We start from the raw sequence: 15,584 nt of genomic DNA on the forward strand, positions 1-15,584 counted from the left end.
GGCCCCTTTACTTACCTGTCTTCGGCCACCAACCGCTCCAGGCCGCCTGCCGCCACCAGTTGCTGATAGAGCGGCCTGGCCTTGCCCGGCCCCAGCACCAGCTGGTGCTCGCCACCGGCCCCCGCCACCAGGGCGCGTACCTCGCCCAGTTGGGCGATACGCGCCCTGTCGAGCAGCGCCTCGTCGTGCAGGCACACCCGGATACGGCTGGCGCAATAGCGCAGCCGCGCCAGGTTTTGTTTGCCGCCCAGGGCGCCCAGCAGCGCCTCCGCCAATGCTTTGTCTTCCATCACCGCCTCCTGAATCAAATGGGATCTTGCCGCCGGATCATAGCGAGGGGCGTTCGGATAAATAAAATCGATTTTTACCGGCTCAACATAGATATGCTCTATATTGAGCCGGTCCGGGCTCAGCCCTGTTGGCTTTGCACCTGCAGGGGAGTCCAGGTGTCGGTTTCGAAAGGCGCGAACCAGCTGAGGCAGATATCCCCGTGCAATTCGCTGAGGGCTATCTGCACCAGGTCGATAAAATCGTGCAGCCGATCGGGCTGGCGCGCCAGCTTGTCGATGCAGGCCCCGCTCAGCAGCCGCTGGCAGCGTTCCGCCGCCGCCAGCGCCGGCTGGTGCCGTGGCAGGCTGGCCAGCTCCCGGGACAGCTGGCCGATACAGCAGGCCACCGCCCTGGGGAAGGCCTCGTCCTGCAGCAGGAAGCGCAGCACATCGGGCCCGCGCACCGCCAGCCGCACCTGCTGGCGGTACATCTGGTAGCCGCTCAGGGATTTCAGCACGCTCATCCACTGCAGGGTTTCGAACGGCTTGAGATCCTCGGCGCTGCGCGGCAGCAGGTTGGCCGAGCGCACGTCGATGATGCGGGTGGTCATGTCGGCCCGCTCCAGCTGCCGGCCCAGGCGCAGGAAGGTGCGCACCTGGGTGTGGCTGAGGGTGCCGGCGATGATGCCGTTGACGGTGTTGCAGCTGCGGATCACCTGGGTGAGGAAGCTGTCCCGCATGCGCGGGCTCAGCCCCTGCTCCGCCTGCTTGACCACGCTCAGGTAGAGCCGGTTGACTTCCTCCCAGATGCTGTTCGGCATCACGTCCCGGGTGGTACGCAGGTTCTCCCGTGCCGCCGCCAGGGATGACAGTATGGAGCCCGAATAGCGCCGATCCATGCACAGGAAGTTCAGCACGCTGACTTCGTCCGGCTCCCGGTAATGCTGGTTGAACAGCGCTTCGCTGCCGGTGATGGTCACCAACGACGACCAGCCCAGGCTGGTGGCCTGGGGAAAGTCCAGCAACAGGTGGCTGTTCACGCTGATCAGGCGCGCCGTGTCCTCGGCCCGCTCCAGGTAGCGAGCCAGCCAGTAAATGTTTTCAGCGACTCTCGACAGCATAATCAGTTCCCTCCCACGTCTACTATCCAGGTGTCCTTGCTGCCTCCACCCTGGGAGGAGTTCACCACCAGCGAGCCCTTGGTCAACGCCACCCGGGTCAGGCCGCCCATGGTGACGTAGGTCTGCTCGCCCGAGAGGATGAAGGGCCGCAGATCCACATGGCGCGGCTCCATCTCGTGCTGGCACAGGGTCGGCGAGGTCGACAGGGCGAGGGTGGGCTGGGCCATGTAGTTGCGCGGATTGGCCTTGATCAGCTCGGCGAAGCGCGCCCGCTCCGCCGCTGTGGCATGGGGGCCGACCAGCATGCCGTAACCGCCCGACTCGTTGGCGGGCTTGACCACCAGCTTGTCGAGATTGGCCAGCACATGGTCGCGATCCTGCTCGAACATGCACAAATAGCTGGGCACATTGGGCAGCAAGGGCTCCTCGCTCAGGTAGAAACGGATGATCTCCGGCACGAAGGCATAGATGACCTTGTCGTCCGCCACCCCGGCGCCGGGGGCATTGGCCAGGGCCACCTTGCCGTTGCGCCAGGCCCGCATCAGGCCGGGCACGCCCAGCATGGACTCCGGGTTGAAGGCCTCCGGGTCGAGGAACATGTCGTCGATGCGTCGGTAGATCACGTCCACCCGCCGGAGGCCGTCCACGGTGCGCATGTACACGCAGTCGTCGTCCAGCACCACCAGATCCGGCCCTTCCACCAGCTCCACCCCCATCTGCTGGGCCAGGTAGGAATGCTCGAAGTAGGCGGAGTTGTAGATGCCCGGGGTCAGCACCACGATTTGCGGATCCTCTCCCGGCCGGGGCGACATGCTGGCCAGCATGTCGTAGAGCTGGGCCGGGTAGTCGTCCAGCGGCTGGATGCGGCCGGTGGCGAACAGCTCCGGCAGCACCCGCTTGGTGACGTTGCGGTTTTCCAGCATGTAGGACACCCCAGAAGGCACCCGCAGGTTGTCCTCCAGCACATAGAGGGTGCCGTCCTTGTCGCGCACCAGATCCGAGCCGCAGATATGGGCCCACACCCGGCGCGGTGGCGTCACCCCCACGCACTGGGGCCGGAAGTTCACCGACTGGGCCAGCACCTCGGCGGGCAGTATTCCCTCCTTCACGATGCGTTGCTCGTGGTAGAGATCATCGATAAAGAGGTTGAGCGCCTTGACCCTTTGCTTCAGGCCGGCGGCGGTTTTTTGCCATTCGTGCAAAGGGATGATGCGCGGCACTATGTCGAAGGGCCAGGCCCGGTCGATCATATTGCCCTCGGTATAGACGGTAAAGGTGATGCCCATGGCCTGGATGGCCACTTCGGCGGCGGCCTTGTGCTCGGCCAGTTCATGGGATTCCAGTTGGGCCAGGTACCCGCACAGCATCTTGGCTTCGGCCCGGGGCCGCCCCGGGGCGGCGATCAACTCATCATAGAACCCATTGCACGCATAGTTCTGCCAATTCACTTTGCTCATAGGCGTGATTCCCGGTACTGATTGAAACGGAAGACCCGTCAGTACACACTTTGCAATAGCTGTACCAATCCGCAATGGCCGTACCAAGGTACGAGTATAGAAGCCGGCCGGCGTGTCGGCCCCTCCGACGGGGCCTTTTCTGCACCACCCCGATCCTTCCCGCCTCGAGTAAACGCACTAACAAGGTGCAATTCGGCACCTTGATGTCCCCGCTGTTGTCGACCCGTCAACGGCGGACCGGGCCGAGCCGTCTTCGCTTGTCTGGCATAGCTATTGCTATGCTTATGCCTGCAGCAGACGCCGCCATCGCCCTGACCTCAACCTGCCGGGATCCGCCTATGACCATTCGCGTTGCACTCAGACATGTCACCCGTTATGACTTCGACAAGCCGGTTTCGCTCTCCCCCCACCTGGTGCGCCTGCGACCGGCCCCCCACTGCCGCACCCCCATCGAGGCCTATTCCCTCAAGGTGTCGGGCGGCGAATACTTCATCAACTGGCAGCAGGATCCTTTCGGCAACCACCTGGCCCGGCTGGTGTTCCCCGAAAAGCTGCGCCACCTGCAGGTAGAGGTGGAGGTCATCGCCCCGCAGACGGTGATCAACCCCTTCGACTTCTTCGTGGAAGACTACGCCAAGGCCTTCCCCTTCGAATATCCCGCGTCACTCAGGAAGGAACTGGCTCCCTACCTGGAGCTGGAAGAGGCCGGCCCCCGGCTCAACGCCTGGCTGAGCGAGGTGGATCCCGGTACCCGGCCGGTGGTCGACTTCCTGGTGGCGCTCAACCAGCGGCTGCAGCAGGATATCGACTACAACATCCGCATGGAGCCCGGGGTGCAGAGCCCGGAAGAAACCCTGTCGCTGCGCCGGGGCTCCTGCCGGGATTCGGCCTGGCTGCTGGTGCAGATATTTCGTCGGCTCGGGCTGGCGGCCCGCTTCGTGTCCGGCTATCTCATCCAGCTCACCGCCGACGTCAAGGCCCTCGACGGCCCCTCCGGCACCGAGGCCGACTTTACCGATCTGCACGCCTGGACCGAGGTCTACATCCCCGGCGCCGGCTGGGTAGGGCTGGACCCCACCTCGGGCCTGTTCGCCGGCGAGGGCCACCTGCCCCTGGCCGCCACCCCCGAGCCCTCCAGCGCCGCCCCCATCTCCGGCTTTACCGATGAATGCGAAGTGGAATTCAGCTTCGATATGCAACTGACCCGCATCCATGAAGATCCGCGGGTCACCAAGCCCTACAGCGACGACCAGTGGCAGGCTGTCCTCGCCCTGGGCGAGCAGGTGGACGAGCGGCTGCAACAGCAGGATCTGCGCCTGACCATGGGCGGCGAGCCCACCTTCGTGTCCATCGACGACATGGACGCCGCCGAGTGGAACACCGCCGCCCAGGGCCCTACCAAGCGGCGCCTGGCGGAAGGACTGCTGCGCCGGCTGCGGCCCCACTTCGCCCCCGGCAGCCTGGTACACTACCAGCAGGGCAAGTGGTATCCCGGCGAACCCCTGCCCCGCTGGGCCCTGGCCTGCTACTGGCGCAAGGACGGTCAGCCGGTGTGGCGGGACGACCGCTGGCTGGCGGACATCGACAAACACTACGCCGTCACCGCGGAGCACGCCCGGCTGTTCGGCCAGGCCCTGGTCAAGCGGCTCGGCATCGCCGACAAATGGCTGATCCCCTGCTTCGAGGACGCCTACTACTACCTCTGGCTGGAGCAGCGCCAGCCGGTGGACGTGGAGCTGCGCGGCGAAAACCTCAAGGACGAAGAAAACCGCCGGCGCCTGGCCCGGCTGCTGGAGCGGGGGCTGGACGAGATCACCGGCTTCGCCCTGCCGCTGCTGATGGATCAGGGCGGCCAGCGCTGGCGTACAGGGCCCTGGCCGGTGCGGCGCGAATCCCTCTACCTGATCCCCGGCGACTCGCCCATGGGCCTGCGCCTGCCGTTGTTGTCCCTGCCCCTGGCCGGCCGCGACGACCAGCCCCAGCCCGCCAGCCTGTTCGAGCAAAAACCGCCATTGCCGGATCTGCACGGCGAGGTGGCCAGCCGCTACAGCGATTGGCAGCGCCGGTTCGAGGTGGCCGGCCATCACCAGCCGGCGCCGGGCCAGCAGTGGCAGGAGCAGCAGGCGGAGCAGAACAACGGCACCATCCACACCGCCCTCTGCCTGGAGCCGCGCGAGGGCAAGCTGTTCCTGTTCATGCCGCCCCTGCCCCGGCTGGAAGATTACTTGGCGCTGCTGGCCGCCGTGGAGCAGACCGCCGCCGCCCTGGAGCTGCCGGTGTGCATCGAGGGCTATGCCCCGCCGGCGGACCCGCGCCTGGAGAAGTTTATGATCACCCCGGACCCGGGCGTGATCGAGGTGAACATCATGCCCGCCAAAAGCTGGCCCGAACTGGTGCGCAACACCGAGATCCTCTATGAAGAGGCCCGCCTGTCCCGCCTGGGCACCGAGAAATTCATGCTCGACGGCCGCCACACCGGCACCGGCGGCGGCAACCACGTCACCCTGGGGGGCGAAACCCCGGCGGACTCGCCCTTCCTGCGCCGGCCCGACCTGCTGGCCAGCCTGCTCTGCTACTGGCAGCACCACCCCAGCCTGTCCTACCTGTTCAGCGGCCTGTTCATGGGACCCACCAGCCAGGCGCCGCGCGTCGACGAGGCCCGCCACGAAGCCCTGTACGAACTGGAGATCGCCCTGCAGCAGATGCCGGTGGGCGAAGTGCCCCAGCCCTGGATGGTGGACCGGTTGCTGCGCAACCTGCTCACCGACATCACCGGCAACACCCACCGCGCCGAGTTTTGCATCGACAAACTCTATTCCCCGGACAGCCCCACCGGCCGGCTCGGGCTGGTGGAGCTGCGCGGCTTCGAGATGCCGCCCCACGCCCGCATGAGCCTGATGCAACAGCTGCTGATCCGCGCCCTGGTGGCCCGCTTCGCCGCCGAGCCCTATCGTCGTCCGCTGGTGCGCTGGGGCACGGCGCTGCACGACCGCTGGCTGCTGCCCCACTATATTTGGGCCGACCTGCTCGACGTGCTCACCGATCTGCGCCGCCAGGGCCTCGACTTCAACCCCGAGTGGTTCGCCCCCTTCCTGGAGTTCCGCTTCCCCCACTACGGCCAGGTCTGCTACGACCAGGTCCAGCTGGAGCTGCGCCAGGCCATCGAACCCTGGCATGTGCTGGGCGAGGAGGTGAGCGGCAGCGGTACCGCCCGCTACGTGGACTCCTCGGTGGAACGGCTGCAGGTCAGGCTGTCCGGCTACAACCCGGCCCGCCACGTGCTCACCTGCAACGGCCGGCGGGTACCGCTCACCCCCACCGGGGTCAACGGCGAGGCGGTGGCCGGGGTACGCTACCGGGCCTGGCAGCCGGCCTCGGCGCTGCATCCGCTGATCCCGGTGCAGGCGCCCCTGGTGTTCGACCTTGTCGACAGCTGGAACCAACGCTCCCTGGGCGGCTGCACCTACCACGTGGCGCACCCGGCCGGGCGCAACTACGAAAGCTTTCCGGTCAACGCCAACGAGGCCGAAGCCCGCCGCCTGGCCCGCTTCTGGGCCATGGGCCACAGCCAGGGGCCGGTGGTGATACCACCGGAAAGCCCCGCCGGCGAATACCCCCATACCCTGGATCTGCGACGCCACTACAGATCCGCGGGCGATGCCAGTCTATAATCCCGTGCAGATGCACAATACCGCCGGCCGCCTCCTCCGGGTGCGGCCGGCCTTCACCCGGTAACCGCCATGCTCGACCCCAACACCTTCAGCGCCGAATTGCAGACCCTGTTGGCCAACTACGCCGGCAAGCTGCTGCAGTCCGACGGCCCCGGCCACGACGAACTGCTGAGCGACCGGCAGCGCATCCGCGCCCACTGGCAGCCGGTGCTGGACGAACTGAGCCAGCTCGGCGCCCAGGCCCTGGTCGGCCGCTGCGAAGAGGCTCAGAACCTGCTGCACGAGAACGGGGTGACCTTCAACACCTACGAGGACGATCCGGGCAAGCTTCGCTCCTGGCAACTCGACTGCCTGCCCTTCGTCATCGCCCCCCAGGAATGGGAGCGGCTGGAGCAGGGCCTGATCCAGCGCACCCGGCTGCTGGAAGCCCTGGTGGCGGACCTCTACGGCGAACGGCGCATGCTGACCGAGGGCCTGCTGCCGCCGGAACTGATCTACACCCACCCGAGCTTCCTGTTTCCCGCCGCCGACGATACCCCGCCGCCGGAGCGGCCGCTGGTGATCTTCCACGGCACCGACCTGGTGCGCAGCCGCGACGGCGACTGGCTGGTGCTGGGCGACTGGACCCAGTCCCCCTCCGGCACCGGCTACGCCCTGGAAAACCGCATCACCCTGGCCCGCGCCCTGCCCAACCTGTACCGGGAAGCCCCGCTCAAGCGCCTGGCCGGTTTTCTGCAGGCCCAGCTGCGCAGCCTGGCGGCGCTGTGCCCCAACCAGCGCGAGCAGCCCAACATAGTGCTGCTCTCCCCCGGCCCCGGCAGCCCCGGCTACTTCGAACACGCCTGGCTGGCCAACTACATGAACTGCTCGCTGGTGGAGGGCGCCGATCTGGTGGCGCGCGACGGCCAGGTATCCATGCGCACCCTGGGCGGGCTCAAACAGGTGGACGTCATCCTGCGCCAGATCAACGACCCCTGGTGCGATCCCCTGGAGCTGCGCGGCGACTCTCTGCTGGGCGTGCCCGGCCTGATGCAGGCGGCACGCAACGGCGAGGTGGCCATCGCCAACGCCCTGGGCAGCGGCATCCTGGAGCACCCGGCCCTGGCCGGCTACCTGCCGCAGCTGTGCCGCCGCCTGTTGGGCGAGGAGCTGCAACTGAAAGGCCGCGACAGCCGCTGGTGCGGCGACGCCGGTAATCTCGAACAGGTGCTGGCCGAGCCCGGCCGCTGGTGGCTGCGCGACGTCAAGAGCCCGGCCCTGCTGATCCGGCCGGAAACCCTGTCGCCCGCCGAGCGGGACCGGCTGCACCGGCGCATCCGCCGCCAGCCCCACCTGTTCGTGGCCCAGGCCCGCATCGAGGCCGCCACCGCCCCGGTGTTCAACGTCAAGCGCCGCCAGCTCGAGCCGCAGCCGGTCAACCTGCGGCTGTTCAGCCTGGTGGAGCCCGACGACATCCGCAAGCTGCCCGGCGAGCGCCACTACCGCATCATGCCCGGCGGCCTGGCCTGGGTGGGGGAGCCCGGCACCCCGCTGATGGAAAGCCGCATGGTGAAGGACATCTGGGTGCTGGCGCCGGTGCCCCAGCCCCATATCAGCCTGCTGCGCCAGGCCCATGGCCCCATCGTGGTCACCCGCGACGGCCAGGATTTACCCTGCCGGGTGGCCGACAGCCTGTTCTGGATGGGCCGCTACGGCGAACGGCTGGACATCCGCTCCCGGCTGCTGCGCGAAGCCTTCGCCCGGCTGCTGCAGGAGGATCAGAACGAGTCGGGCGACAGCCTGATCCCGGATCTGTTCACCGCACTGGAACTGCCCTACCCCAGCCCCGAGGAGCTGGCCGAGCTGCACCTCGAGCAACCCACCCGGCAGCGCTTCAAGCAGGACTACATCTTCCTGCGCCACCGGCTGCTGGAGCTGTTCAGCGAGGAGCACCCGGACGGCATGCCCTGGCTGTTCAGCCACTTCCTGCGCAACTGCCGGGCGGTGCGCGACCACCTGGGCGACGATGCCTGGCGCACGGTCAACAGCCTGCGCCAGAAGTTCAACGACATGCCCCGCGACCAGGGGGCCATGGGCGGGCAGCGCCACCTGGAGGGGGTGGTGACCGACCTGGCCGCCTTCTTCGGCCTGTGCAACGAGACCATGCCCCACCACTACGGCTGGCGCTTCCTCGATCTGGGCCGTTTTATCGAACGCATCGTCTGCAGCCTGGAGCTGCTCAAGCTGGCGCTGCTCACCGCCCGCCGCCCGGGCATCCCGCTGTGGGAAGTGGTGCTGGCCACCACCGACAACCTGACCGTGTACCGCCGCCGCTACCGCTCCCAGTTGCATCCCTCGGCCATCCTCGATCTGCTGCTGTTCGACGAGACCAACCCCCGCTCGGTGGGCTACATGCTGCGCCGGCTGGAGCGCCAGATAGAGCGGCTGCCCCAGCCCGAGAACAGCCCCTACCGCAATCTGGAGACCCGGCTGGTGATCCAGGCATCGAGCAGCCTGCACCTGGTGGACATCAACCGGCTGAGCGACCTGGAGCACTCGAGCGAAGCCCGGGACGCGCTGGCCGGCCTGCTGGACAGCCTGCTGGCCCCCCTGTCGGAGCTGTCCAACGCCATCACCCACAGCCATTTCAGCCATGCCGAGGCGCCCCGCCAGCTGGTGACCATGCAAAGTTCCCTCTAGGACGAGCCGCCCATGCACTACCGACTGCACCATAGCACCCGCTACGACTACTCCGCCGAGGTGGCCCTGAGCCACAATGAAGCCCGCCTGCTGCCCCGGGAACTGCCCTGGCAGCGGGTCGGTAAGACCGAGCTGGCGATCCATCCCCAGCCGATGCGGTTGCGGGAACGGCGGGACTTTTTCGGCAACCGGGTGGCGTATTTTTCCATCCAGGAGCTGCACGGCAGCCTGGAGGTGACCACCACCAGCCTGGTGACGGTGTCCGCCCGCCCCCTCCCCGAGCCCGGCCACCACCAGCCCTGGGAGCAGGCGGCGACCTGCCTGCGCCAGGGCACCGACTGCCTGGAGGCGCGGCTGTTCATGCTCGACTCCGACTTCGTCGGCGCGGACCAGGCCCTGGCGGACTACGCCCGGGCCAGCTTCACCCCGGGGCGCGCCCTGGTGGAGGCGGTGTACGCCCTCAACCAGCAGATCTTCACCGAGTTCACCTACGATCCGGAACACACCACCATCGCCACCCCTCTCCTCGACGTGCTCGCCAGCCGGCGCGGGGTGTGCCAGGACTTCGCCCACCTGGCCATCGGCTGCCTGCGCTCGCTGGGGCTGGCGGCACGCTACGTGAGCGGCTACATGGAAACCCTGCCGCCCCCGGGCCAGCCCAAGCTGCAGGGGGCCGACGCCACCCACGCCTGGCTGGCGGTGTTCATTCCCGGCTGGGGCTGGCTGGAGATAGATCCCACCAACGGCTGCCTGCCCGACGAGCGCTATATCATCCTCGGATGGGGGCGGGATTTTTCCGACGTGACCCCGCTCAAGGGGGTGATGAGCGGCGGCGGCAACGACCGGCTGACGGTGGCGGTGGACGTGATACCACTGGCGGAAGGGGAAGCTGTCTGAACCGGCCATAAGGCACTATAGTGAACAGAATCAATACCTTGATTCTGCACGGAGAGACTTATGCGCCTGTTTGCCGGCCTGCTGCTGTTGCTCAGCACCGCCCTCTTTGCCCAGGACCACCGGGTGGAAACCCTGGCCGGGGGCCTGCACCACCCCTGGGGCCTGGCGGAGCTGCCCGGCGGCGACCTGCTGGTGAGCGAGCGCCGGGGCCGGCTGCTGCGGCTCACGCCCGATGGCGGCCGTCATCAGGTAAGCGGCCTGCCGGACATCGCCGCCACCGGCCAGGGCGGCCTGCTGGATCTGGCTCTGCACCCGGACTTTGTCGACAACCGCCGGCTCTATTTCAGCTACAGCCAGCCCGGCCGGGGCGGCGCCGGTACGGCGGTGGCAAGGGCCCGGCTCGAAGGAGACCGGCTGCTGGATCTGGAGGTGCTGTTCGAGCAGCACCCCAGGACCTCGGGGGGCGGTCATTTCGGCTCCCGCCTGGTGTTCGACCGCGACGGCTACCTGTTCATCACCACCGGCGATCGCTTCCACTCCCGCAAACAGGCCCAGCAACTCGACAGCCACCTGGGCAAGATCCTCCGCCTGCACGACGACGGCCGGGTACCCGCCGACAACCCCTTCGTCGGCCAGGCCGGCGCCCTGCCCGAGATCTGGAGCTACGGCCACCGCAATGTGCAGGGCGCCGCCCTCCACCCCGGCACCGGCGTGCTCTGGACCCACGAGCACGGCCCCCGGGGCGGTGACGAGGTCAACATTATCAAGAAAGGTGCCAATTACGGCTGGCCCCTGGCGACCTTCGGCGAGGAATACGGCGGCGGCCGCATCGGTCCCCCTTCCCTGCCCGGTATGGAAGATCCGGTCTGGGTCTGGGTGCCCTCCATCGCCCCTTCCGGCATGATGTTCTATACCGGCGACCTGTTCCCCCAATGGCGGAACCAGCTGTTCCTGGGCGCCCTGGCCGGACAGCGGCTGGTACGGCTGGAGCTGGACGGCGACGAGGTGGTACAGGAGCACCACCTGCTGCGTGGCCAGGCCCGGCTGCGTACCGTCACCCAGGCCGCCGACGGCGGCATCTACCTGCTCACCGACGAACCCAACGGCAAGCTGCTGAAGCTGGTGCCGGCACAATAGGCTGATTTTTCGATTGAATTGCGTTACCCTTTAAAAGTTGTACTTTATTTTTATTATTTTTGTGAACAATAAAGGGATGCAATATGAGTCAGAAAACATGGAACATCTACCTGTCCGGCGAGATCCACACCGACTGGCGCGAGCGCATCGTCGAGGGCGCCAAGGCCAGGGGGCTGGCGGTGCAGTTCAGCTCGGCGGTGACCGATCACGACGCCAGCGACCTGGTGGGCGTGAACATCCTGGGCAGCGAGGAAGACCCCTTCTGGCGCGATCGCAAGGCCTCCGGCATCAACAGCATCCGCACCTCCACCCACATCAAAAACGCCGACCTGGTGGTGGTACGTTTCGGGCCCAAGTACAAGCAGTGGAACGCCGCCTTCGACGCCGGCTTCGCCGTGGCCCTGGGCAAACCCGTCATCAGCCTGCACGATGCCGAGCACGATCATGCCCTTAAGGAAGTGGACGAAGCCGCCAAGGCCACCTGCCGCCACCCGGAGCAGGTGGTCGACATCCTGGCCTACCTGCTGTCCTGATCCCAAGGGAGCGCAGCCCTGATCTGCGCTTTTTTGTTGTATGTGCCGGTTTCTGTCGGTTTTTGCCAATCGGGTCCGGGTTATTCAGCGTTTTCTGTTTTACACTCTGGGCCTGTATCGATGCAGGATGTAACGCATGAAGAACTGGATGACAGCACTGCTGCTGTGCCTGAGCCCGCTGGCCTGGGCCACGGAGCCGGTATGGATAGACGTGAGAAGCGCCGAGGAATACCAGCAGGAACACCTGCCGGGCGCCGTGCACATACCCCATACCCGGATCGCCCGGGGCGTGACCGAGCGCTATCCCGACAGAGACACCCCCATCAACCTCTACTGCCGCAGCGGCCGCCGCTCCCAGCTGGCCCTGGAAGCCCTGCAGACCCTGGGTTACCGCCAGGTGGTGGACCACGGCGCCCTGGAAAACCTCAAGGCCGGCGGCCTGAGCACCCAGGATCTCAACCTCGACACCGTTTCCTTCGAACAGTAAAAACACCGACAGCCGGGCTGGGGAGCCCCCCGCGTAGCGCACCAGCCCGCCGCTGCAGATGCCGCTGTAGATGCCGCTTTAGCCGGCATGAACCGGCATGGGCCGGCATGAACCGGCACAAACCGACGGGTAAGGGTGCCAGGTTTCCACGTTCCCCGCCATTTTCGGGCTTGCGCCACGTAAACGGGCGCCTATAGAAGAAGCATCGCGCTGCCCAGGTTTTAAACTGATCGGTGCCGGTCAATGCCTGTCATGATCGTGCTCGCGCAGGCCCACCTTGAGCACCCGGTCGCCGTCCACGTCCGCCACCGTCCACACCATGTCGTAACGAACAAAGTGATCGCCCACCACAGGGTGGCCGCTGTTGTGCCTGAACATGAACTCGCCCAGGGTGAGGTTGGCCTCGCTGTCGTCCACGTCCACCCCGTACATCAGGGCCACGTCCTGCATGCGGGCCTCGGCGTCCAGGATAAAGTCGCCGAAGAAGGCCCGCGCCTTCTCCCGTGCCGCATCCAGATCGCCGCCGAACATGTTGTTCAGGGTCTTGAGGTGGTTGCTGCGGCCGATCACGCAAAGGGTGTCGTTCAGCGCCAACCTGGTGCTGCCCGAGGCCGGCAGCAGGTTTTCGCCCCGGAACACCGCCGCCACCCGGCAATGGGGCGGGAAGGTCAGCTGGCGAACCACCAGGCCGTCGATGGACTCGCTTTCCACCTGGTAGAGGAACAGCTCGAAGTCGTCCTCCGGAAAGATGCCCAGCATGGAGCGGCGCCTGGGCGCCGGCTCGGGCGGCACCTCCACATCCAGCAAGCGGGCCACCTGTGGCAGGGTCGAGCCCTGTACCAGCAATGAGATCAGCACCACGAAGAAGGCCACGTTAAACAGCATGGATCCTTCGGGAATGCCCGCCATCAGCGGAAAGATGGCCAGCACGATGGGCACAGCCCCGCGCAGTCCCACCCAGGAGATAAAGCCCAGCTCGCGGAGGTTGAAGCGAAAGAAGGGCACCAGTGCCGCCAGCACCGCCAGCGGCCGGGCGATAAAAATCAGCGCCAGTGCGATCAGGGTGGCGGGAATGGCCATCTCCCACATGGCGGAAGGCGAGATCAGCAGGCCCAGTACCAGGAAGAGGCCGATCTGGCTGAGCCAGGCCAGGCCGTCGTACACCGGCAATATCGCCTCCATATGGCGCAGGCGGGCATTGCCCAGCACCAGGCCGGCCAGGTATACCGCCAGGAAACCGCTGCCCGACAGCACCGCCGTCACGGCGAACAGCACCAGGCCGAAGCCGGTCACCAGGATGGGATAAAGGCCGGAGGCCAGCTCCACCCGCTTGATCAACTGTACCAGCACAAGGCCGCCCAAGAGGCCCGCCACCGAGCCCACCCCGAACTGGGTGATCAGGAACAGCAGGGCATCACCGGCGCCGTCCATCTCGCCGGTGATCAATGCAATCAGGGTCAGGGTAAGGAAGATGGCCATGGGATCGTTGGTGCCCGACTCGATTTCGAGCGAGGCTCCCACCCGCTGGTTGAGGTGCATGCCCTTGCCGCTCAGCAGCGAGAATACCGCCGCCGCATCGGTGGAGCCGACGATGGCACCCAGCAGCAGGCCGTGCAGCCAGCTCAGGTCGAGGATGTAGACGGCGATAAGGCCGGTGATGCCGCTGGTGATCACCACCCCCAGGGTGGCCAGGCTGAGGGCCGGGCGCAGGCCCACCCGGAAGGTTTCCATCCGGGTGCGCATGCCGCCGTCCAGCAGTATGATGGCCAGGGCCAGGTTGCCGATGCCGTAAGCCAGGGTATAGCTCTCAAACTCGATACCGCCGGGCCCGCTTTCGCCGGCCAGCATGCCGATACACAAAAAGATAAGCAGTATGGGGATACCCGAACGCACCGACAGCAAGGTGGCCAGCACGCTCAAACACAACAAAACCCCGGACAGCAAAAACAGGTGCTCTATATTATTCAATCAGGTTATTCCGACAGGGTTTAGATGGCATAGTTATATCACATTCGCCACCTTTCGATAAAAGTGAATTTTTAATTAAAAATAGAAAATATCTATTCATATCATGCAATACCCTCCTCCGCCGCGCCGTTCAGTCTGGCTTGCGGCACACCGGCACCAGCGCTGTTATCCCTGTTATTCCACCTCATAGTGCTCTCCGGTCTGTGCGACCGCCTGGCGCAGGGCCTGCCGGTGCAATTGCAGATCCGCCTCGCCGAACAGCACAAAACGCAGATGGCGCACCGTCTTCAGTGACGTTCTTTCGGCCAGCAGGGTGTTGAAGGCGATGTCCGCCGCCTCCGCCACGGGATACCCGAAGATGCCGGTGGAAATGGACGGAAAAGCCACCGAGCCCAGGCCCTGGCGCTCGGCCAGCCGCAGGGCGTTGCGGTAGCAGGCCGCCAGCAGCTCGTCGGAGGGGATATCCACCCCGTACACCGGTCCCAGGCAGTGGATCACATGGCGGTTGGGCAGCCGGTGGGCCCCGGTGATCACCGCCTGGCCGGGACGGATGGGCGCCAGCGGCCGGCATTCCCGGGCCAGCCCCGGTCCCGCCGCCCGGTGAATGGCGCCGGCCACCCCGCCCCCCGGCAGCAGGGCGGCATTGGCGGCGTTGACGATGGCGTCCATGTCCGGCTGGGCGGCGATGTCGCCGCGCACGCATTCCATGGTCAGCTCCCCTATCCTTATCTTCATGGTCTGGCTCCTTGCGGTGAGTCTCTACACAGCGTAACGCCTGTGCCGCCGCTTGGCGATGTCCGCCCTGAACACGAGCATCTACACTTGAGTGAGCCGGATGTCGTGCCCCCTGCCCCACGGAGCCCCCCATGCCCAGCGTCCACCTCTCGAATGCGCTCGCCCAGGATCTGCTTGGCCAGGCGATACTCGCGCCCTCCAGCCACAATACCCAGCCCTGGCGGTTCCGCCTGTCGGCCTCGGCCATCGATCTGCTGGCGGACCGCCGACGTGCCCTGCCGGTAAACGATCCCGACGACCGGGAGCTGACCATCAGCTGCGGCTGCGCGCTGATGAACCTGCGCATCGCCGCCGCCCGGCGGGAACTCGGCACCCACACCACCCTGTTGCCCGAGGCCGCTGATCCCGGCTGGCTGGCCCGGGTGGCCCTGGTCCCCGGCGCCGACGTACCCGCGGACCAGGCCGCCCTGGCCGAGGCCATCCCCCGACGGCACAGTTGCCGTCATCCCTTCTAGCCGCGCGCCCTCCCCGCAACCGACATTCCCAGGCTGGCGGCCGCCGCCGCCGCCCAGGGCGCCTGGCTGCGGCCGCTGCCGGAATCCGGCGCCTGGGCGCCCCCGGTGCACGCGA

The 15,584-nt window shown here is 66.6% G+C and carries 12 protein-coding genes; 7 read left to right on the forward strand and 5 right to left on the reverse strand.

The genetic code is table 11. The annotated features are described in order from the left end of the window. Positions 1 to 11 precede the first annotated feature (11 nt). The 3 genes from CGX12_RS11380 to CGX12_RS11390 all read right to left on the reverse strand — a co-directional run bounded on the left by CGX12_RS11380 (position 12) and on the right by CGX12_RS11390 (position 2,847). A complete protein-coding gene (locus CGX12_RS11380) occupies positions 12 to 290 on the reverse strand; it encodes a PTS sugar transporter subunit IIB (protein ID WP_094040003.1) in 279 nt (92 codons plus the stop codon). A gap of 119 nt (positions 291 to 409) precedes the next feature. Further along, positions 410 to 1,390, reverse strand: coding sequence for an alpha-E domain-containing protein (locus CGX12_RS11385; protein ID WP_094040004.1), 981 nt, complete (start codon positions 1,388 to 1,390; stop codon positions 410 to 412). Between the two features lie 2 nt (positions 1,391 to 1,392). Beyond that, a complete protein-coding gene (locus tag CGX12_RS11390) occupies positions 1,393 to 2,847 on the reverse strand; it encodes a circularly permuted type 2 ATP-grasp protein (RefSeq protein WP_094040005.1) in 1,455 nt (484 codons plus the stop codon). Positions 2,848 to 3,185: 338 nt separating this feature from the next. Between CGX12_RS11390 and CGX12_RS11395 the strand changes: the two genes are divergently transcribed. The 6 genes from CGX12_RS11395 to CGX12_RS11420 all read left to right on the forward strand — a co-directional run bounded on the left by CGX12_RS11395 (position 3,186) and on the right by CGX12_RS11420 (position 12,251). After that, positions 3,186 to 6,518 carry a transglutaminase family protein gene (locus CGX12_RS11395; RefSeq protein ID WP_094040006.1) on the forward strand — a complete coding sequence of 1,111 codons (3,333 nt, stop codon included), beginning with the start codon at positions 3,186 to 3,188 and terminating at the stop codon, positions 6,516 to 6,518. A gap of 69 nt (positions 6,519 to 6,587) precedes the next feature. Further along, positions 6,588 to 9,197, forward strand: coding sequence for a circularly permuted type 2 ATP-grasp protein (locus CGX12_RS11400; protein ID WP_094040007.1), 2,610 nt, complete (start codon positions 6,588 to 6,590; stop codon positions 9,195 to 9,197). 12 nt (positions 9,198 to 9,209) lie between these two features. After that, a complete protein-coding gene (locus CGX12_RS11405; protein WP_094040008.1) occupies positions 9,210 to 10,094 on the forward strand; it encodes a transglutaminase family protein in 885 nt (294 codons plus the stop codon). Positions 10,095 to 10,154: 60 nt separating this feature from the next. Continuing rightward, the gene (locus CGX12_RS11410) at positions 10,155 to 11,231 is read left to right on the forward strand and encodes a PQQ-dependent sugar dehydrogenase (protein ID WP_094040009.1); all 1,077 of its coding nucleotides are present in this window, start codon (positions 10,155 to 10,157) and stop codon (positions 11,229 to 11,231) included. 83 nt (positions 11,232 to 11,314) lie between these two features. Then, positions 11,315 to 11,764 carry a YtoQ family protein gene (locus CGX12_RS11415; RefSeq protein WP_094040010.1) on the forward strand — a complete coding sequence of 150 codons (450 nt, stop codon included), beginning with the start codon at positions 11,315 to 11,317 and terminating at the stop codon, positions 11,762 to 11,764. A 136-nt stretch (positions 11,765 to 11,900) separates the two neighbouring features. Then, on the forward strand, positions 11,901 to 12,251 hold the full coding sequence (locus CGX12_RS11420) for a rhodanese-like domain-containing protein (RefSeq protein WP_094040011.1): 351 nt from the start codon (positions 11,901 to 11,903) through the stop codon (positions 12,249 to 12,251). 240 nt (positions 12,252 to 12,491) lie between these two features. Here the strand turns inward: CGX12_RS11420 and CGX12_RS11425 are convergent, their stop codons facing one another. Together CGX12_RS11425 and CGX12_RS11430 are read right to left on the reverse strand one after the other, a co-directional pair. Beyond that, positions 12,492 to 14,219 (reverse strand): potassium/proton antiporter, encoded by a 1,728-nt coding sequence (locus CGX12_RS11425; protein WP_094040012.1) that lies wholly within the window; start codon positions 14,217 to 14,219, stop codon positions 12,492 to 12,494. Between the two features lie 174 nt (positions 14,220 to 14,393). Beyond that, a complete protein-coding gene (locus tag CGX12_RS11430) occupies positions 14,394 to 14,954 on the reverse strand; it encodes a macro domain-containing protein (RefSeq protein ID WP_094040013.1) in 561 nt (186 codons plus the stop codon). 131 nt (positions 14,955 to 15,085) lie between these two features. Here CGX12_RS11430 and CGX12_RS19870 point away from each other — a divergent pair, with 131 nt between their 5' ends. Then, positions 15,086 to 15,469, forward strand: a complete 384-nt coding sequence (locus CGX12_RS19870; RefSeq protein ID WP_094040014.1) for a hypothetical protein — start codon at positions 15,086 to 15,088, stop codon at positions 15,467 to 15,469. Positions 15,470 to 15,584 lie beyond the last annotated feature (115 nt).

Source organism: Zobellella denitrificans (genome assembly GCF_002237365.1).
In the GTDB taxonomy this organism is placed as follows: domain Bacteria; phylum Pseudomonadota; class Gammaproteobacteria; order Enterobacterales; family Aeromonadaceae; genus Oceanimonas; species Oceanimonas denitrificans.